At 37.5% G+C, this 17,943-nt stretch carries 17 protein-coding genes and 1 pseudogene; 9 read left to right on the top strand and 9 right to left on the bottom strand.

Annotated features, from left to right (window positions below; translation table 11 throughout):
• The first annotated feature begins 449 nt into the window (after nucleotides 1–449).
• Both G4Y78_RS12890 and G4Y78_RS12895 read left to right on the top strand, forming a co-directional pair.
• Complete coding sequence (locus G4Y78_RS12890; protein WP_163833405.1) at nucleotides 450–806, top strand: hypothetical protein; 357 nt, start codon at nucleotides 450–452, stop codon at nucleotides 804–806.
• Between the two features lie 763 nt (nucleotides 807–1,569).
• Entirely contained in the window at nucleotides 1,570–2,700 is a 1,131-nt protein-coding gene (locus tag G4Y78_RS12895) for a hypothetical protein (protein WP_163833406.1), read from the top strand.
• Here G4Y78_RS12895 and G4Y78_RS31375 read toward each other — a convergent pair.
• Nucleotides 2,697–3,224, bottom strand: a pseudogene (locus tag G4Y78_RS31375) (IS630 family transposase); the annotation flags it as partial. The gene G4Y78_RS12895 and the pseudogene G4Y78_RS31375 overlap by 4 nt on opposite strands.
• A 23-nt stretch (nucleotides 3,225–3,247) precedes the next feature.
• Nucleotides 3,248–3,754 (bottom strand): IS630 family transposase, encoded by a 507-nt coding sequence (locus G4Y78_RS31380; protein WP_163832145.1) that lies wholly within the window; start codon nucleotides 3,752–3,754, stop codon nucleotides 3,248–3,250.
• A gap of 190 nt (nucleotides 3,755–3,944) precedes the next feature.
• On the opposite strand from G4Y78_RS31380, the gene G4Y78_RS12910 reads away from it, so the two are divergent.
• Complete coding sequence (locus G4Y78_RS12910; RefSeq protein WP_163833407.1) at nucleotides 3,945–4,223, top strand: hypothetical protein; 279 nt, start codon at nucleotides 3,945–3,947, stop codon at nucleotides 4,221–4,223.
• 64 nt (nucleotides 4,224–4,287) lie between these two features.
• On the opposite strand, the gene G4Y78_RS12915 is transcribed toward G4Y78_RS12910, so the two are convergent.
• The 5 genes from G4Y78_RS12915 to G4Y78_RS12935 form a co-directional block, all read right to left on the bottom strand.
• Complete coding sequence (locus G4Y78_RS12915) at nucleotides 4,288–4,530, bottom strand: hypothetical protein (RefSeq protein WP_163833408.1); 243 nt, start codon at nucleotides 4,528–4,530, stop codon at nucleotides 4,288–4,290.
• A gap of 93 nt (nucleotides 4,531–4,623) precedes the next feature.
• The gene (locus G4Y78_RS12920) at nucleotides 4,624–5,895 is read right to left on the bottom strand and encodes a Y-family DNA polymerase (protein ID WP_163833409.1); all 1,272 of its coding nucleotides are present in this window, start codon (nucleotides 5,893–5,895) and stop codon (nucleotides 4,624–4,626) included.
• Nucleotides 5,892–6,329 carry a LexA family protein gene (locus G4Y78_RS12925; RefSeq protein WP_163833410.1) on the bottom strand — a complete coding sequence of 146 codons (438 nt, stop codon included), beginning with the start codon at nucleotides 6,327–6,329 and terminating at the stop codon, nucleotides 5,892–5,894. The genes G4Y78_RS12920 and G4Y78_RS12925 overlap by 4 nt, the downstream gene beginning before the upstream one ends.
• A 277-nt stretch (nucleotides 6,330–6,606) precedes the next feature.
• Nucleotides 6,607–7,734, bottom strand: coding sequence for an extracellular solute-binding protein (locus G4Y78_RS12930; protein WP_163833411.1), 1,128 nt, complete (start codon nucleotides 7,732–7,734; stop codon nucleotides 6,607–6,609).
• A gap of 1,210 nt (nucleotides 7,735–8,944) precedes the next feature.
• Nucleotides 8,945–9,355: a hypothetical protein gene (locus tag G4Y78_RS12935; protein WP_163833412.1), complete on the bottom strand. Its 411-nt coding sequence runs from the start codon at nucleotides 9,353–9,355 to the stop codon at nucleotides 8,945–8,947.
• 505 nt (nucleotides 9,356–9,860) lie between these two features.
• On the opposite strand from G4Y78_RS12935, the gene G4Y78_RS12940 reads away from it, so the two are divergent.
• Together G4Y78_RS12940 and G4Y78_RS12945 are read left to right on the top strand one after the other, a co-directional pair.
• Nucleotides 9,861–12,095 carry a hypothetical protein gene (locus G4Y78_RS12940; RefSeq protein ID WP_163833413.1) on the top strand — a complete coding sequence of 745 codons (2,235 nt, stop codon included), beginning with the start codon at nucleotides 9,861–9,863 and terminating at the stop codon, nucleotides 12,093–12,095.
• Between the two features lie 519 nt (nucleotides 12,096–12,614).
• Nucleotides 12,615–13,106, top strand: a complete 492-nt coding sequence (locus G4Y78_RS12945; RefSeq protein ID WP_163833414.1) for an arsinothricin resistance N-acetyltransferase ArsN1 family B — start codon at nucleotides 12,615–12,617, stop codon at nucleotides 13,104–13,106.
• A 377-nt stretch (nucleotides 13,107–13,483) separates the two neighbouring features.
• Here G4Y78_RS12945 and G4Y78_RS12950 read toward each other — a convergent pair whose 3' ends face one another.
• Nucleotides 13,484–14,434: an alpha/beta fold hydrolase gene (locus G4Y78_RS12950; RefSeq protein WP_163833415.1), complete on the bottom strand. Its 951-nt coding sequence runs from the start codon at nucleotides 14,432–14,434 to the stop codon at nucleotides 13,484–13,486.
• 133 nt (nucleotides 14,435–14,567) lie between these two features.
• On the opposite strand from G4Y78_RS12950, the gene G4Y78_RS12955 reads away from it, so the two are divergent.
• From G4Y78_RS12955 to G4Y78_RS12970, 4 genes are all read left to right on the top strand, one after another.
• Complete coding sequence (locus G4Y78_RS12955; protein WP_163833416.1) at nucleotides 14,568–14,954, top strand: winged helix-turn-helix transcriptional regulator; 387 nt, start codon at nucleotides 14,568–14,570, stop codon at nucleotides 14,952–14,954.
• 441 nt (nucleotides 14,955–15,395) lie between these two features.
• A complete protein-coding gene (locus tag G4Y78_RS12960; RefSeq protein ID WP_163833417.1) occupies nucleotides 15,396–16,178 on the top strand; it encodes a substrate-binding periplasmic protein in 783 nt (260 codons plus the stop codon).
• A 178-nt stretch (nucleotides 16,179–16,356) separates the two neighbouring features.
• A complete protein-coding gene (locus G4Y78_RS12965) occupies nucleotides 16,357–16,620 on the top strand; it encodes a phage tail protein (protein WP_268935096.1) in 264 nt (87 codons plus the stop codon).
• Between the two features lie 56 nt (nucleotides 16,621–16,676).
• Nucleotides 16,677–17,198, top strand: coding sequence for a hypothetical protein (locus G4Y78_RS12970; protein ID WP_163833419.1), 522 nt, complete (start codon nucleotides 16,677–16,679; stop codon nucleotides 17,196–17,198).
• Between the two features lie 296 nt (nucleotides 17,199–17,494).
• Here G4Y78_RS12970 and G4Y78_RS12975 read toward each other — a convergent pair whose 3' ends face one another.
• Nucleotides 17,495–17,713 carry a hypothetical protein gene (locus G4Y78_RS12975; protein ID WP_163833420.1) on the bottom strand — a complete coding sequence of 73 codons (219 nt, stop codon included), beginning with the start codon at nucleotides 17,711–17,713 and terminating at the stop codon, nucleotides 17,495–17,497.
• Nucleotides 17,714–17,943 lie beyond the last annotated feature (230 nt).

The following is a 17,943-nucleotide window of genomic DNA, read 5'->3' on the forward strand; positions in this document are numbered from 1 at the left end:
CTTCATAATTTTTCATAATATCCAGTAGACGCAAGCAAATATTTTTTTGATCAACTGTCGTGTTTTTATCCTTATGATTTACGGTTGGAACTACCTAAATTATTATCCCAATAAATAGCTGTTTGGCTTTATTATTTCAAAAATAGTCTGTTTCAAGCTCATCATGCAGTATTATTACCTGCTTAGGTTTGCTAACCTTCAGGGATTCACCGATACGACGTGTCACAGTCAACATAGTTAAACAACTCCTAAATAGTGCGTGTACATTACTACTCGGAAATTTTTAGGGGGTGAGAATCCAGCTTTTCTACAATCCGTTCTAATACTTCTTATTTGATCGTGAGTCAACCTAATAAAAATAGGCTGCTGAATGGAGGGAAGATCAAGAGTCGTACATCAATAATGTATAGATATACATCATCACTTTTACAATTTTATGTATGAAAAAAATGACTAATAAAACCAAGCAACAACGCTTTGCAGCAGTAAACAAGCTAATCAAAATCATTGCCACTTGTGGTCGGTGCATTTTCTCAGAAAATGCAGATAAACCGAATAACGTTGAAAACCCTTTTATTGCATCCATGGAAATTGATGGGTGTGGAAAAGTGTGGTTTACCGATTCATACACCAGAAAATGTATTTACATCCTCTATGGCTATAGCTGGAGGTACTTTACCCATGGTGGAATAAAGCGTCTCGTTGAATTCTTCAGAAATCACATAACCAGAGGAGCCCAAATTAAATCAGACTGTTTTGATCTTGGGGAGATCGGCACCCATGGGAATACGGTAAGGATATACTGATAGGAAGCAGTATTGAGACTAGGAATAGCCAAATAAAAAAAGCACTGCTTCGTCAACGTTGGTTTAGGGAGTAGTAAGTAAAACGAAGCAATGCACACGGGGGCTACCGTGTAATCAGTATGACCCGAGCCACTTAAAGAAGTTCACACATAGTGCTTTATATTGATCCAAAGAGGATATACATCATGTCAATCATGAAGGAGCTAACGGAAATTATTGGAAAGCAAGCTGCTATCAAGTTAGGCCAATGCCTTAGAGGTGTTAGGGTATATATCTCAAGAGTTATATAGGCAAAGATCATCCTTGCAGTGGGACCAGAAGTGGCTAGAAAAATTGCAAGTAACTTCAAACTATCCAACTTCCAATCAAAAGTGAAGTTAAAATTGTAAGTGATAAACTAATTAAACAAGAGTATGAAACAACTAAATCAAAGTCAGGAATATCTAGAGCTGACTTGATTGCGCTTAAGTATGGACTATCAACAAGACATATATTTAATATTATTAAAGAGATTAAATATAATTTATCGGTAACGGAAAATAACAATTCTATAGGTAAAACTACCTAAAATAGGTATAGGCTCTCTTGTTTTAATTTAATTGGTTCTCTGATATGTGCTCTGAAAAATCAAGGTTTTAGTGTGCTTTTAATCTACCCACACAAATAAAAATTTTTTAAAGGTGACTGTTAATTAATTATCATTTTTTTGTTTTCTTAGAACGTATATTTATTTCGCGATTTAAGTTTGCACGAGAGAGTTTTCATGAATACCATTAATCCTGTTTCTGTTACACAGCAAGTAACAAATTTAAATAATTTACCTGGTAGTGAATCTAGGAAAGTACAAAACCAAGTATCAAGTTTATCTGAATTAACTAGAAAAATTGGTGCTAGTGTTGCTGAAAGTATTCAAGATCAGCCACTTTCTAGAAAAAAACGCGGTATTCCACCTGATTGGCAACCATCTCAACCTGAGCCAAAACCAGAAAAAAGTGATAATAGTTATGTTACTGTTGAACCAGTACCTTACGAACTAAGGTTTACATGGGGTGGTAGCTCAGCGGCAGAATATCTTGATGCTTTCGCTAGGCCTTGGTCAAATGCTGCAGAAATTGGTTCTAAATTTGTGAGCGCTGCAAGAGGCGACTCGATTCAGGAAGCTGATGCAAATTCTGCTAGTACAAAAGAGAAAGCTAAACCAGCAGATTCAATTATAACAGGGATTATTGGCTTTTTGGGTGGACCTTTTGGGAGAGGTTTTGCAGGACTCCAACAAATTGCTGGCCAAGCATCAGATACTTTAGAAACAGGCAAGCCACCTGAAATTCCAGTTGATCCACGAATCTTTGGTGGTGGTCCAAACCTAGCTGCTGGAAGAAGACCAATTATTCCAAGAGAAGAAATTTCAGAGCCGACAATTACTCCTGAAAGTACACCTCGTGTTGAGGGTGAGCAACCGGTGGAAGTAGAAGAAGAACAAGTTAATGTTAGATGCAGAAGGACTTTAGGGGGAGAGTGTTCTCCTGGACCGTCAAGTAGCCAGGGAGCTGCTAATGTTCGTGAGACTGCTCGGGCTGATTATGAAAATGAATTTCCAATTAATAACCCTAAAGTAAAAAATACGACGGATAATCTTTTTTCGAAGACAGACCCTGCTCATGGAGGAGATACTACAGCTTCATCTGCAAGACAAGAGCTTGAAGAATCTCACTCAACTGCATTAGTACTCCATGATGGAAGTGCTCAAGCTAAACTATTTAACTCTGAAGCTGTATCAAGACCTGACTCAGCTGGTGAAAGTGTAGACTTTGTAGGGAAGTTAAATTTGAATGGTGAAACAATAGAGGTAGGATTAGACCCCTTCCAGCCGCCTAATACCAATCCTGTTTATTAGCTTGTTAAAACAGCCCAACATCTGGAGCACAAGCTTTTAATGTTATTTTTCTTATTCACAAATACATTCCATGCCTCACAACAAGACTCAACAATATCATTGAAATTTTTAAAACAACGATTTGCCAGTGAATCTTCTCTCAGTTTTTCCCATATCCGCTCTACCGGGTTAAGCTCTGGGGAAACGGGTGGTAAATTTAATAGCGTGATATTCGCAGGTATTTCTAGGCGATGAGTCGTATGCCATGCCGCTTGATCAACGATAACCAGTCCGTGTCTTCCCTTAGAAATGGCTTTTGAAATTTCTGTTAAGTGCAACCTCATTGCTTCTGTGTTAGCAATAGGTAATACAAGAGCCACTCCTCTATCTTTAGCAGGACACACAGCGCCAAAGAGATAAGCTGACTCAAACTGTTGTTGCTTTACCACTCGTGGACGCGTACCTTTCTCTGCCCAAATACGCGTACAGGTATTTTGCTGACCCACTCTGGCTTCATCTTGAAACCAAATATCAACTTTATCTGGAGAAACGCATGAGGGAAGTACTTTTAAGGCCTCTTTTTCAAAGTTTTTTTAAATGCTTGCTGTTTATCTGGGCGATGATTAGGATGTTTAGATCTTGATGTAATCCAAGAAAGTCCTGCTTTATGCAATACTTCATAAATACTACTTAAGCTGTAGTCTATATTAAATTGTTCCAGCAGCAACTGTTGTATGTCTTTACCCTGAACTCTACCGCCTTGACGATGGTTTTGTAAGGTAATAACCGCTGCTTTAAATTCATTATATTGTGAAGGACAAAGAAACGGTTTTTTTCCTCTACCGGGTTGTTCATAAAGTCCTTCAAGGCCATCTCGTCTAAAACGGTTGAGCCAGTCCTGAATGGTATTGTTTGATTTCCTTAATGCTCGTGCTATTTCAGTTTGAGACCAACCTGCTTGTAAATGAGCCATCGCTAATAAGCGAAGCCGTGTTCTTGGATGTGGTTCTCTGTTCAGTAAGGCATCAAAGTCGTAGTCATACAATTCATCTGGAATAGAAGCAATCCTTGCCATTATTAAATTCCTAGTCAAATTAAGTGAAATACTGTGACCAGGTATTTTACAGATTATTTACCACGATTGGTATAAGGGGTTAAAGGATGCTCCTGTTTCTGATATAAATTCAAGTAACCCTGAACTAACAAAATGGTTAAATGGTGCATTTCGAACCCACACACACAATATAAAAGGTGGGCAGGACATTATGGGGACTACTGGTATACTCGATGTTACTGGTTTTTCTCAAGAAAAAGTAGATGCGCTGTTAAAAGTAATAAATGAAACGAAAGCAAGCCGATATGAAAACCCAAGTAATCCTGAGGATATAGAAAACATAGAGAATTTTGTTGTGGTTGATCGTCAAAAAGAAACTGTAGACTGGCATATTACTGAAGATCAGTTAACTAATATTTGGGAGAGTAAATTTGCTAAAAGCCAGCAAGATGAGGATGGCTTTGGTGGATTATTCGGAGACGGAGAGTAACCATAAAAGCCCTTTTTTCTAAAGGGCTTTTTAGTTTGTTAGCTCTACAACCGTTGAGAAGAATCTAATCACTTTGTATTTTAAAGCTTTCAGCAATAGGATTTAATAAACTTGGTTTATCTATTGCTTGAGCTGTAAATGAATCATAGAGCTTTGTTGTAAATAACTCTGCAAAATGATTCGTATCATTCATCATTGGATTAAGCCAGTTTAAAATTATATCTTCCTGTTCAAGTAACATAAGTAGCATTGACTTTTCATGTATTATTTTTAGCTTTTTATGACCAGATAACGTGATTATTATCATTTAACCCAAGCCTCTGACAAAAATGGCCCCATGTAAAGTTATTACTTAAAGCAAATTGTCCACACATGCTTTCATCCTTGAATGTGCTTACTTTCAGTATAGCGAGACTTTCGGCAGCTCATCCCAGTTAGTAAAAAAGTGAGGTGACAGGTGACGTCTTACTAACTTCCACGAAGGATTAATACCATTACTAGCTAAGAATAGCCCTTTAGGATAACGTCTATTGATGTCATCAACTACTTGCATTAAGCGTTTAGATTTTGGTGTATCTAGCATGGGGGTGAACAAGTCTTGTTGTATAACTTGTTGCTCACAAATCTCACTCAACATGACTCCAGCCTTAGCATAGGCATGACCAGACCTGAAAATATGGTGAAGCCCTTGGGTTGCCATTTCTACCAGTAGTCGTGTATCAGAAGTTGGGTGGGGGAGCTGCACCAAAGCGCTATTACGGTATTGTGGTACATCCGCAAAGGGGCTAGTACGAATAGAAACAGTAATGTTATGTGCAGATGATCCCTGGGCTCGTAGCTTTTCTGCCGCTCGTGCTGTATAGGTGCTAATCGCTTCTCTCAGATGCTCCAGCTTATAAAGGCGTTGTGAAAACGAACGACTACAGATGATTTGTTGCTTAGCGGGAGCTTCGTTTTCTAAATCAATACAAGACTCTCCATTAAGCTCTCGAACAGTACGCTCTAAAACAACACTATAGCGTTGTCGGATTAACGTGGGCGGCATACAGGCCAGGTCATAAGCCGTTTTCATCCCCATATTAGTAAGTGACTTATAAAGGCGGTGCCCAACCCCCCATATTTCCTCCAATGGCATGAGCTTGAGCAGTTCTTCTTGAATGGTTGAATCAGTTGCGTCAAATACACCACCCGTTTCAGGGTGCTGCTTAGCATAATGATTTGCAAGTTTGGCTAGCGTTTTTGTTTTAGCAATACCAATACTGACAGGTATGCCAACTTGCTTCATGACTTGTTTTTTAATCATTACAGAGTAATCAGAGATAGAATCAATAAACTTGCAATGAGTTAGCTCCATGAACATTTCATCAATAGAGTAACGCTCGGTGTCAGGTACGAATGACTCAAGTATCTGCATGACTCGCTCAGAGATAACCCCGTAATTTTCATAGTTTGATGAAAATAGTTGAATATTATGTTGTTTAATCAGGTGCATTACTTGAAAAACTGGTACACCCATTTTGATGCCTAGTTTTTTTACTTCATTTGACCGCGCAACAATACAGCCATCTTGGTTTGATAAGACAGCTATTGGCTTATTTTCCAGGTCAGGCCGGAACAAACGTTCACAACTTGCATAAAAATTGTTGCAATCAACAATAGCGATTTTTTTCATGGATAGCTTTTGTGAATAATATAAACAACAACACCCCAAATGATGCAGTCTTGCTCTTTAATCTCGATAGGAGAAAAATTGGGGTTCATAGGAACAAGCCAGCTCTGAGCATCTTTAATCTTTAATTGTTTGACGGTTAAGTCTCCATCCAGAGCAGCAATAACAATATTCCCTGACTTGGCTTCTATCGAGCGGTCTACAACAAGTAAGTCTCCTGGCTGAATACCTCCATTGGTCATAGAATAGCCCGATGCTTTGACAAAGAAGGTCGCAGCGGGGTGTTTGACCATGTAATCGTGAAGGTTAATCTCAGCTGTCACATAGTCAGATGCAGGGCTTGGAAAACCTGCCTCTACTGCCTCTAGATAGAGTGGAGCCGTTTGAAGGCTATCTAGCTCAAGCAGTTGGGCTCTATCAACTTGTTCTACGCGCATTTTGTTCTCCGTATACTGTATGTATGTACAGTATTATAGTGTATAGCCTTTGTAGGACAAGATGTTTGTAAGTATTTGTGTTGATTAGAGCGTATAGGGTCAGCTAAGTTATTGAAGTGCAAGAAGTAGATGAAAATATGGGGGTGTAGACTCAATGGCGTTAGGGCGAACCAATATGGAATCAAGGGCAGGTGTGTCTAGAGCAGACCTTATTGGTCTCAAATACTCAATTTCAATTTAATATTGTTCGAGGTTATTAGTTAGCTATTTAAAAATTTTAGAATCCTGGGAGTCCAGATACAGGAGCTCTGCATTCAACAACTCCCTGGGAACATTTGACTCGTGTCCAGTACCTAACCATTGATCGTTGGAATCTTAATTCGTATTTTGGTATTGAAAATAGCCGGGATTCTACATCAGGAGAGGGGTAAATTGATTTGTCATTAACTATTTCATCTTCAACTAATGACGTTGAGGAGGGAACATTGTTTGCGTACCACACAAAATTAGATATTTTAGCAATAACTTCTGGTTCCATTAGATAGTTTAAGAAGGCATGGGCAGTTTTAAGGTTATTGCTATTGCTTGGTATGGCGACAGCATCTATCCAACGAGTTGAGCCTTCCTCTGGGATTATGTATTTTAACTCATAGCCTTTTTTCTCTTCCTCTGCATCAGAAATAGCCTGAAAGATATCACCTGAGTAACCGATGGTAATACATATTTTTCCATCTTTTAGTCGATCAATATATTCTTCAGAATCGAAGTACTTTATTGTCGGTGCTATTTTTCTTAGGTGTTTAGAGGCTAATACTATATCTGAACGTTCTTTTGATTGTCCTGACTTTCCTAAGTAGTTTAGAGTTAAAGGGAAGATTTCAATTTCACTATCTAAGTAAGAAATACCACATGATGATAGTTTTTCTGCAAATACAGGATCAAATACAAGTTTCCAGGAGTTAGGAATATTATCTTGATTGAGAGTTTTCTTTACCTGATCAACATTGATACCTAGCCCTACTGTTCCCCAAAGATAGGGAAGTATATACTCGTTAGTTGAGTCATACTTTTTTAAATCTGCTATGGAAGTGTCGGAAAGTTTATCAATATTAGGTAGAAGGCTTTTATCAAGTTTGTATAGTACCTTCCGCTCTATAAGAGCTGGTACATAATCAACTGGTGGAAAAACTACATCGTAAGCATCTTCTTTGGACTTAACCAAAAACTTTTGTCTAAAACCATCGAGGTCATCAAAAGTATCGTATTTTATATCTACGTTGTGTTTTTTTCCAAAGTCTTGTAGCACTGAGTCGTCAATGTATGCAGACCAATTTAAGATTCTAAAAGACTTAGCAAAGGAGACTTCTGAGAAGATAAGAATAAGAAAAGCAAGTAAATAGTACATCTACAACCTTCTTGTATATGACAACTATTATCTTATAATAGCACATGGGTTTGATCAGCTATAGATAGATGTACCATAAAATTTTATTAAAGTGCAACGTTGCACCTAAGCAGAGGCCCAGATGATGAAGCTCAAGGGATGTATGAGGTGTATTTAAGATTAAGCCAATTACATAACCATCCAGTGAAAAAAAGCATTGCCTCATCGAAAAGTTCGGATGAACAGAGGGAAGAGTGAGGCAATGCACCTATAACAGGTGGTTTAAATTGTCTTAAATAATGCAAGTCGGACAATACAACACTAGGGGTCTAGTTGTCTAGTTAAAAATGAACAATTAGTCAGAAAGCAACCCAGGATTTGATATGAGTCAATTGGAGTTAACCTTAAAGCTTCATTTAAAAGCTCATAAGTTCCCCATGCCAGTAAGCGAATACAAATTCCAACCCATATGGAGATGGGGTTTTGACTTCGCTTGGCCAGATAAAAAGTTAGCAGTAGAGGATGGGTAAACGGAAGGCACAATCGGGGACAAGGTTTGGCTAGCGACATGGAAAAATACCACGAAGCCATGAACCTGAGCAGGAACATATACCATTGCAACAGTGAGTCGCCCTCCGTCAGTTGTATAGTGAAATGTGGCGTGAGTTTCGTGCCGATATCAAAAATATTTATAGTAAATTAGACCGTGTTTTAGAGAGGCTTCCTAAGAAGGAATTCTGCCCATACGCTGTAAGTATGGGCTTGTTGTGATCCAAATAACTAGCTATTGTGTTATTGTGTAGCCTACAGTTTACTGGACTCAAAAAGCAATTACGATCTCTATGTTTAACAAATTTTCCTGGTGCTAAATATGAAGTACCATCAAACTTTGTAATCTGAAAAACAGCCCATGAACTAAATGTTGACTTTGCAGGCTGGGCTACGTATGAGTTATTACACTGAGAAGAGATGTTATTGTAAGTTTCATCGGAAATATTAAAAGCATCTATATATTCAGTACTTGAACCTCTTAGATAAGCAGCAGACCATAGCCCAGAAGCGGTCACTTGATTGCCATTGGAGTCTTTCAGCCAATACCATTTACTTCCATCTAGCTTAGCGCAAATTACATTAGTCCATTCAGCATATGTATTAGAGCAAAGCAAGATAAGGGAAATAGTTAAAAATCTGAGAGCCATGCATTTCATTTTGGTCACCTGGTTTAGATTATTTATTTAAAACGTATGAAACAGCCAGGACACTCTGAGAGGTTTATATACACTCCCGGTGCAATATAGTTTGTTCCATCAGTTTTGTTTACAGAAAACACGCTCCAGCTTGAAAATACGCTATTAGCAGGTTGTGCTACAAAATTTTTTCTACATTGAGAGTTAAGACTCTTATAATTTATATGTGATATTTCAAACATTTGAATATCAGCGTTACTCACTTCCATCCACTCACCGGACACAGTTACCTGATCATCTCTATTGTTTTTTAGCCAATACCATTTGCTTCCATCTGGTTTAGCGCAAAATACATTTGTTGTGTCTGCAAATACTGCATGAGACAGCATGAAAAAAAGAGAAAGTACTACAGAAAGAGGAATCTTTATATTCCTCATAACAAGCTTGCAAGTCATATGAGTCAATCTAAAGTAAGTGATTCAAGTAATACCAAATATACACCAATTGACTTATGTCAATTTTTCAGGCCGAGACTTTATTAACTTTATTGGTTGAGATCAATTGGTGTTACATATTGTTACAAAAATATTAGAGACCCTTTAGGTAGTGCCATTAAACCGTATACCCTTTTTAGGTGGTGGCCCAAACCGGAAATAGCTGTTACATTTTTTAATAATCAGCAAGAATTTAAAAGTATTGATATCAGTCAATAATAAAAATATTTTGTAATTTTTACTTGTTAAGTATCTTACCTATTTATTTTAAAATAAATGGATTTAAATTGGTTTTGTGTGATATCCCCTTAAATGCAAATGAGATATATTTTTATTGTAAGGTTTGTAAATAATTATTTTTTATATTCGTGTAAATATGTATTTTTTTTTATTGTCTGTTATATTAATAAGTAGCTTATATATTGAACATAAGCTACTCGAATATTGTTTTTAATACGTGGTGTATATGAAAAAATCAAAATTAGCGGTTTTCATCGCTGGTGTTACATTCTCTTTGTCTTCAACCTCATCATTTTCAAATACCTTGACTCATTATGAAATTGAGCAATGGCTTGATGAGCAAGAAAAGATTGTAAATGAACGTGATGATGCTCAAATGGAAATGATCAAGCATGAAATATTGTCTGGGTTGACAGAAACTGAAATTGAATCTTATGAAGACAATATTTTTGGAATAAATGAAGTCCCAGTTATGGTGGGTCCAAGTGGACTTTCACAATTTGAGTTTTCACGACGTATAAAAGATAATCAGAATTGTCAACACGATGAATGTAATGAAAATGATTATGTCTTGCTTGATTTTAATCCACTCTACCGAATAGATGAATTATTACAAGTCGCTATCTATAATGAGCAGGAAAATAATTACGCTGTAAATATTTTTGGAATTTTAGATCAGCATCGAGAGAGGTTGAATGTTTTACTTCATAATGCTTTGGAAAGTGCCCAAATCATATATACAAATACAAAGCAAGATCAGCTGATTAAAGATGTCGTAGAGCAAGTTTTTGAAGAAATGCCTACAGATATTCCTTTAGAAAGTAAAATTCGTTCACTTATCTATTTGAGTGGAAACTCCCAATTTAATCCTGAAGGAGGTGTGGGGGAAATCTATCAATATTGGTTAAATGCTTTTTTTAGTAATCAGCAAGATACAAAATTTTTTGCTCTATCTGATGTTCCCATGCTAAAAGCTTATGCTGCTTACATCATGGGAATGTATCAGATTCAATTTGGAGAAAGTGAAGCTCAAAGATTTTATACAAAAAATGGAACTAATAGCTCAAAATTATTAGCAGCTATTATGAACCTGTCAAATAAATTTGAAGTAGCCTATTTACCAAGAATAAACAAAACGACAGGTATACCAGACAATTTACCAACACTCCTAGAGTTTTCAAGTAAAATTGGCTCATCTATATTAATTAATCGCTCTGCAGCACCTCAAGCAGGAATGCAGAGGGAAGTTCCATGTGAAATGTCTGCCAGTGCACATGAGTACGCATATGGTGATAAAACAATACAAATACTTTTGAAGGACTGTATTCAACCTAGATTCGATAATGATTATACAAGACTTACTCAAGCCTTTGAAAATAGACGTTCTGACTTTTTATATCCACAGCCCGAACCATCAGAATTTCAAGAAATGCTTAACTTTGCATTTTCAATTGCTGAAATTGCAAGCATATCAAAAGGGTTTCTTAAAATTACAAAAGGAAGATTTTCAGGTGCACCAAGATCACGAGTTTCTTTAAAGATTGCTAAAGCAAAAAGGCCAAGTGGAAACTCATTAAAGCCTCGTGTCAATCAAATTAAATCTACATCAAGCAGTAGAACTTTTAAAAATAACTTCAACCACTATAAAAGTAAATACTCTTCATTGCAGCAAGGACAAACAAGAATTTCTCAAGTTGGTGGGAAACAAACTACATTTACTTTAGATTCCTCGGGAAAAATTAGTGCATATCAGCGAGCTTGGGGAAATAGATATTACAAATACACTGAGAATGGTTTAGAAGGAACCTTTATAAAAAATCGTCAAGGTCAGTTTGAGCACAATGCTACAAATGGTATCGGAGGCGGTAGTGGTAACAGATTCAGGGGAGAAAGACCAAAAAAACTAACGGCTCAACAAATTGATAATTTAGATGGGGGACATAGTATTGCACGTCATGGGCCTCAAATTTCAAACAAAAAATTAAAAGAAAGAATCAAGAAAGGACAAGCACCTGATAATAGGTTTTCTCCTGCTGATGACTCAACACGCTTCTTGGACGAAAAAACATGGCTTGACACTAGAAGGTTTGCATTTGAAAGAATTCAAGAGCGTGCAGGTGTTGATTTTGGACCAGACTTTAAGAAAGTGCCTGCTCAGCCTCCTGCACAAGCCTATCAAATATATGTTAATCATGGGAAGAAAGTTGGTGTAGGCTATCAAGGATATGGCAATAGAACCTTGCAAAAATCTAAGCTCTCGCAGGGGGAAAACGGACGCCGTCCTAAAAAGACCCATCAACTTGAAAATGTTAAGTTTAATGATAATGTACAAATTACTAGAACCACCATTGAATGGGATACAACTAAAAAGCGTTGGGTTGTGAGACAACACCATCCAGCTTTTGGGCTTGCAGCTCGGGAAACAGATTATATCATGAATGAAATTATAGAGCCTTTATAAAAAGAATATCATATGATACAAAACCCGGCACCCACCGGGTTTTTTTATGCCTAAAAAAGGAACCTCAATGACTTGATATAATGTAATTGCTCGTAGTAGTGACTATCAACAATTCACCACTGAAATCAGCATTTACGATCAAATCGGTAAAAACAGGTTTTCTGAAGATGGTGTGGCCGTTAAAGAATTTACCGAAGCCTCCAGCATTGCATCCGTGATTGTGCAAGCGGCTGATAAACGGGTGATGTGTAAAAGGGGCCATTATGATGGTACATGACCCCATGGCCTGGGTTGGTGAGGAGACTCCATGTTAAGCCTATTTTTGCCTGGATGGCAAGCGCCGTTTAGCCAAGCACATCTTACTGTTATTTTCTGAACATACCTATTATGTTAGTGTTTATTTATAAAGAATAGCTAAATATTAATTTTGATATTAACCTATGAGCTTGATCAATTAATTTGGAGTATTATACGTCATAGTGACGTTCATTATACTAGTTAAGCACTTAGGATATTCTGATGATTCGACAGGCTAAACCATGTGATGCAGAAAATATTGCAAATATTTATAACCATTATATTTCCAATACAGTAATTACATTTGAGGAAGAAAGTATTTCAGCTGATGAAATGAATAATCGTATTCAGGAAATCATGTCAATGGGGTTGCCTTGGTTAATTGCAGAGAAAAATGGCGAAATTGTAGGATATGCCTATGCAAGTAAATGGAATGGCCGGTGTGCTTATCGCTTTTCTGTTGAAGCCACAGTGTATCTATCCCCGTCAGCGAAATCTGAAGGCTGGGGAACTAAGCTGTACGAGGAGTTATTTTCTATGCTTAGAGAAAGCTCTATTCATGTAGTTATAGGCGGTATTGCTTTGCCTAACCCTGCCAGCATAGCCTTACATGAAAAATTCGGGATGGAAAAAGTAGCCCATTTTAAGGAAGTAGGATTTAAATTTGGTCAATGGGTGGATGTTGGTTATTGGCAGGTGGAACTCAGTGCTTAGCAAAGCATTCCAGCTGACCAGTAAATCTCCACGGCTTTTGTGTCACTTCGCTGAACTCCGTTCTATCACAACAGGTCGTGTAGATATTCATGCGCGCTAAATTGGGCGTGAGTCACTACTTAAAACTCTGGAAGATTTTTTATGAAGTTGATCGTAGGAACTGAATCAACATGCTCATTGAGGACTATCGTTTGTTGATATTTGTCAGGCATTGATTTCAATTTGGAAAAAATAGATTTATCTAATTCGGGTTACAAAGAAGAAATCCTTAAATTTTCTTCGACTGGAATGGTTCCTGTCTTAGTGACAGAACCATCAACTATTCATGATTTGCTCAAGTTGCTCGCCGGTAAGGCGGGCATTATGAGAATCGAATACTAAAACGTAGAAAAATGATTACATTGCACATCCGTTTTATGTGAGTAAAAGCCACCTTCAATCCAATCAATTAACAAATCCACGTAGTCTTGCCCTGCATCTTCTGAAGAAAAGTGTGATGCATTTTCAAATATAACTAACTTGTTATTGGGAATGCATTTGGCTAAAAATTCTGCGTTTTCAACTAATACAAACGGATCTTGTTTGCCCCACGTTATCAAGGTGGGAACTTTAATTTCTTTTAGTTTCTGCTCAATCCACGGCAGTTCTTTTGAATAAGTGCCAAAGAAACTAATCGCACAATTGTGGGCCTGAACGTCATAGGCAATATCATAATATTCTTTTACCGCGCGTTTAGTCGGTTTGTAGTGATGATACCCTTCGTTGACTGCGGTTAAAAAGTTAGTTTTCATCACAGGCTTTCTATTCAGGCCTTTCGCTAACCACCGAACAAAACGTGATTTGATCACTGCCATCAAAATAGGCGACAGTTTTGGTGGATAGCTGCCTGGTCCATCAAAAATATTTAAACTCAGGAATCGTTGGGGATGATTAATCACGGCGGTCAGGGCAATGGGTACCCCAACGTCTGGTCCTACTAAGTGGGCTTGTTCGATATTGAAGTAGTCCATTACCTGAACAATCACTTCGCTCAGGTTACTTGGCGACATATCTGCTTCGTTTGCTTGCGATAAACCAAACCCTGGGATATCAAAGGCCAATACGTCAAACTTATCGCTGAAGGCTTCAATGGAGGATTCCCACATACGGATGCTCTGAGGTAGACCGTTCAACAGTAGCAGGGTAGGTGCGAGCGGCTTTTCTTTGTGGGTGTAGCGAATTTTATATTTCCCTACTGATATAAATTGTGGAGAAAACGGGTCTTCAGTGGTTTCGGGTTTATCAGCGGCGTACTGAGTTAGTGCTTTTTTCAAAAGAGATTGTGTCATATGGTTGCCTATACAGTAATTAATTGTAATGTTGGTTACTAATGTATACTATGTTGTCATATGGAGTGTTAGGTTACAATAAGGCAGGATTATGTAGCTAAGTTACCTTTTGATAACCTATGGGGAGTGAACGATGGGGTTACAAAAAGACAATGAAAGACGCGTTTTTCTGAATAATGAGGAATGTCCCATTCGTAATGTGGTGGCTCAAATCGGTGATAAATGGTCCATTCTGATTCTGTTTGCGTTGGTTGACGGCCCAGATCGCTTCAACTCTCTAAAGTCACGTATTGAAGGGATCTCACAACGTATGCTGACACAAACCCTCCGCGATTTAGAGCGCGATGGTTTTGTACTCCGTACAGTTTATCCCCAGGTTCCGGTGAAAGTAGAATATGAGCTAACAGAGCTGGGGAAAGGTCTATCTGCTTCCGTATGGAAGTTAGTATCTTGGGCAGGTGATCATCATGCCGATATCCGCAAAGCACGAAAACAATACGATGAAGAAAGTGAAAGATAGAAATGTATAACTTTTAATCGTTAAAATCTTAATGGCACAGCTCTTTGCTCTAAATCAGCCGTTTGAATCTTAATCCCCAACACGTGATCACTGAATCATTGTACTTACCATTACTAGCAACTGTCTTCTAATTGGTAGTGTAGACGACACTAACTGCTATCCAGGTACAGCATATGAGTTTGATGTAGAAAAACCAATGGTTATGTGTCAGAGTACAAATTCATCAATTAGCTAATTCACCACTGGGGGGGTGGTACAGCTGTGCCGACAGGGAAAAAGCAATAAGGTTACATCCATTTCTTGGAGTGCTATTCTCAAAGATATGCCTGAAGCCAATAGGAAGTGAAGTTGCATATTGGTTATGTTTTTTATAGATGCTTTTTTTTAATCGTAGTCATTTACTTTCTACTAACTTGTAGCGCTTTATCTATAGAAAGAGTGGTGTACCCACCTGCACCTAAGAGAGAACAAGATATTGAAGAATTACTACAAATTCTCATTGATGTATCAAAGAAAGAGTTTGGGCCTTGTAATTTGATGGCTTATGATGAGGAAGTCAACGAAGCGAAGTTTCGATATTATATCTCACATGAAATAGTATTTGATGTGATATGGAGTAGTGCCACACCCTATCTTGAAAAGCACTTGACTCCCATTTGGCAGCCTATACGAAAAGGTGTATTAGGTTACCGTATTTTCCTCATTCGTAAACAGGATCAGCCCAAGTTTTCTAGAATTAAAAGGTTAGCTGACTTAAAAAAACTCACTGTAGGCCAAGGTCGTTTTTGGAATGATGTAAAAGTATTTCAAGCAAATGGTATTACAGTCAGAACCAGTGCAGATTATGAAAGTCTTTTTAAAATGTTGGCTAAGGGTCGGATAGACTATTTCTCAAGAGGTTTTAATGAGGCACCAGCTGAATATGATGACCGTGTAGGACGTTTGCCTAACTTACATATTGAGCAAGATATTTTGGTCTACTATCCCTGGCCTAAATTTTTCTATGTGTCTAAGAAAAAACCATTGCTAGTGAAAAGGTTGACACAAGCTTTTCAACGAATAAAAGCTAATGGTCAATATGACAAATGGTTTTGGAAACACAATAAAGAAGCAATTAAAAGAGCTAAATTGGAGTCAAGGCGTTTATTCAGATTAAATAATCCTCTTTTTACTAAACAAGAATTACTCGATGACAAGTCTTTATGGTTTGACCCATTTAAATAAGTATCACTATGAATGAAAGGCACTCACCGACAAACTGGTAAAGCCAGTCAAAGGATGCAGGAGCATAGATACAATCGACACAAGACGTCATTACCAAGTTAGAAGGGTGAGAGCAAGCGACTGAAACTCTACAGAAAAATGATTTATACGACATAGATATCGCTACCATGATAGCCTGATTCATATGGTAGAGCTTGCCGGTGCAGGTACGCCTTTTATTTTGGTAGCTAGTACCGGCGAAATACTTGGTTACTGGTGTATTATCCAAGTGAACGAAAGCGGCTCTTACCAGGATAAGGAAGGTAAGTGCTGTAAGATTGAATTCAGTGTGAGCATAACCTACTATGGCGATGAGTGGGGTATGCAGCAGGTGTTAGATGCGAACCCTAGATTGGTAATTGGGTGCTCAATTACCAGCAGGAGTAATAATAAAGCTTCCTGATGGAGAGAAAACACCCCAAAAGACAACAAGATTATTAGACTAATGGATGATAAATTATGGAAAAAACATCTTTAGCAAAAAATGTTATTAGTGTAGCAGCCGTGTTTTTTGTGGCTATTTTCTTAATTGGGCTTTTAAAAAATAAGCCTAACAATAAACCACAAGAAAATAATAATCAGCAAGCTCAATCTATCGAAAATAATCAGATAAAATCAGTAAAATATCCTGCTAATCTGGTGGCATTAGTAATAAAGGAGTTAGGTAATGAAATAGAAGGTGAATTATCAATAGCTGAAAAAAATAATACCACTCTAAGGATGAGATTAACTTATCCAGATACTGATATTAAATCAGAAATAGTTGTTGCAACTGATACAGCAAAAGTTTTACAAAAAACTATACAAGTATTAATGCAAAATGGCATTAATCCCAATTTCAAAAAAGATGATATATCAATTATGGTTTGGGGGCGTTCGCCTGTACCTGATTCACCTACTGGAGAGAAAAGAGTTAGATCTTATGGTCGAAGTTATTACAACCCATATGAAGATAAAATAGTGTGGCGACCATACACTTAACTCCTTAATAAGCCACAAATTTAGTGGCTTATTAAGGAGGGCTCTGTTGCATAGTGTGTCAACCTACGGTAAAGACCACTAAGCGTTTATATTCTAGCACAGGGGTGAAGAAGGCTTGTTGTATAACCTTTGCAGGATAAGATGTTTGTAAGTAGTTGTGTCTATTGGAATATTTAAAACAAGTTAAGCTCTTGAATTGTAAACATTAAATTTGAGTGTAGCAGAGGGAAAAATATAGCAATGAGGTTCAAGCTATCTTTGATAGGGAGTTAATGATTAAGGGTAGTTCATTCACACTACTTATGAAGCGTTTCTTCACCTGGTCTATACCAAAGTTTTGAATAGTTAACAATAACTTTTGTTTTCTTGGTTAAAAAAGGGTTATCCAAATCAATGACAAGTCTATTTGCAATATTAGCAAGTTCAAATATTTTTTTTGTAGTTGGATGAGAATAAAAAAGCTCATTAAAAGATCCATCCTCAATTGCTTTTTGAAGGCCGACTCGTATTCTCATTGCTAACTCAGCATATTCATTGCTAGTGCTTCAACCAAAAAGTTCTTTCACTACTCAAGGCAACAGGTGATGCCTGTCTGCTTTGATATACAGGCTCATTCTTAGAGATACAGCATCAGTCAAGGTGAAAAAACGTTATTGTTAGACTAGTAGTTTGTTTCTCGCCAATACTCAGTACTACAGAAGTATCCTTTGCTACCGATTTTTTAGTAACACGCTACAACAGAAAC

Origin of the sequence: Spartinivicinus ruber (assembly GCF_011009015.1) — a bacterium.
Taxonomy (GTDB): Bacteria; Pseudomonadota; Gammaproteobacteria; order Pseudomonadales; family Zooshikellaceae; genus Spartinivicinus; species Spartinivicinus ruber.

Coding starts and splice junctions, on each gene's coding strand:
- G4Y78_RS12890 (WP_163833405.1), top strand. CDS start 450: ATGACTAATAAAACCAAGCAACAACGCTTTGCAGCAGTAAACAAGCTA.
- G4Y78_RS12895 (WP_163833406.1), top strand. CDS start 1,570: ATGAATACCATTAATCCTGTTTCTGTTACACAGCAAGTAACAAATTTA.
- G4Y78_RS31380 (WP_163832145.1), bottom strand. CDS start 3,754: ATGGCAAGGATTGCTTCTATTCCAGATGAATTGTATGACTACGACTTT.
- G4Y78_RS12910 (WP_163833407.1), top strand. CDS start 3,945: ATGGGGACTACTGGTATACTCGATGTTACTGGTTTTTCTCAAGAAAAA.
- G4Y78_RS12915 (WP_163833408.1), bottom strand. CDS start 4,530: ATGATAATAATCACGTTATCTGGTCATAAAAAGCTAAAAATAATACAT.
- G4Y78_RS12920 (WP_163833409.1), bottom strand. CDS start 5,895: ATGAAAAAAATCGCTATTGTTGATTGCAACAATTTTTATGCAAGTTGT.
- G4Y78_RS12925 (WP_163833410.1), bottom strand. CDS start 6,329: ATGCGCGTAGAACAAGTTGATAGAGCCCAACTGCTTGAGCTAGATAGC.
- G4Y78_RS12930 (WP_163833411.1), bottom strand. CDS start 7,734: ATGTACTATTTACTTGCTTTTCTTATTCTTATCTTCTCAGAAGTCTCC.
- G4Y78_RS12935 (WP_163833412.1), bottom strand. CDS start 9,355: ATGACTTGCAAGCTTGTTATGAGGAATATAAAGATTCCTCTTTCTGTA.
- G4Y78_RS12940 (WP_163833413.1), top strand. CDS start 9,861: ATGAAAAAATCAAAATTAGCGGTTTTCATCGCTGGTGTTACATTCTCT.
- G4Y78_RS12945 (WP_163833414.1), top strand. CDS start 12,615: ATGATTCGACAGGCTAAACCATGTGATGCAGAAAATATTGCAAATATT.
- G4Y78_RS12950 (WP_163833415.1), bottom strand. CDS start 14,434: ATGACACAATCTCTTTTGAAAAAAGCACTAACTCAGTACGCCGCTGAT.
- G4Y78_RS12955 (WP_163833416.1), top strand. CDS start 14,568: ATGGGGTTACAAAAAGACAATGAAAGACGCGTTTTTCTGAATAATGAG.
- G4Y78_RS12970 (WP_163833419.1), top strand. CDS start 16,677: ATGGAAAAAACATCTTTAGCAAAAAATGTTATTAGTGTAGCAGCCGTG.
- G4Y78_RS12975 (WP_163833420.1), bottom strand. CDS start 17,713: ATGAGAATACGAGTCGGCCTTCAAAAAGCAATTGAGGATGGATCTTTT.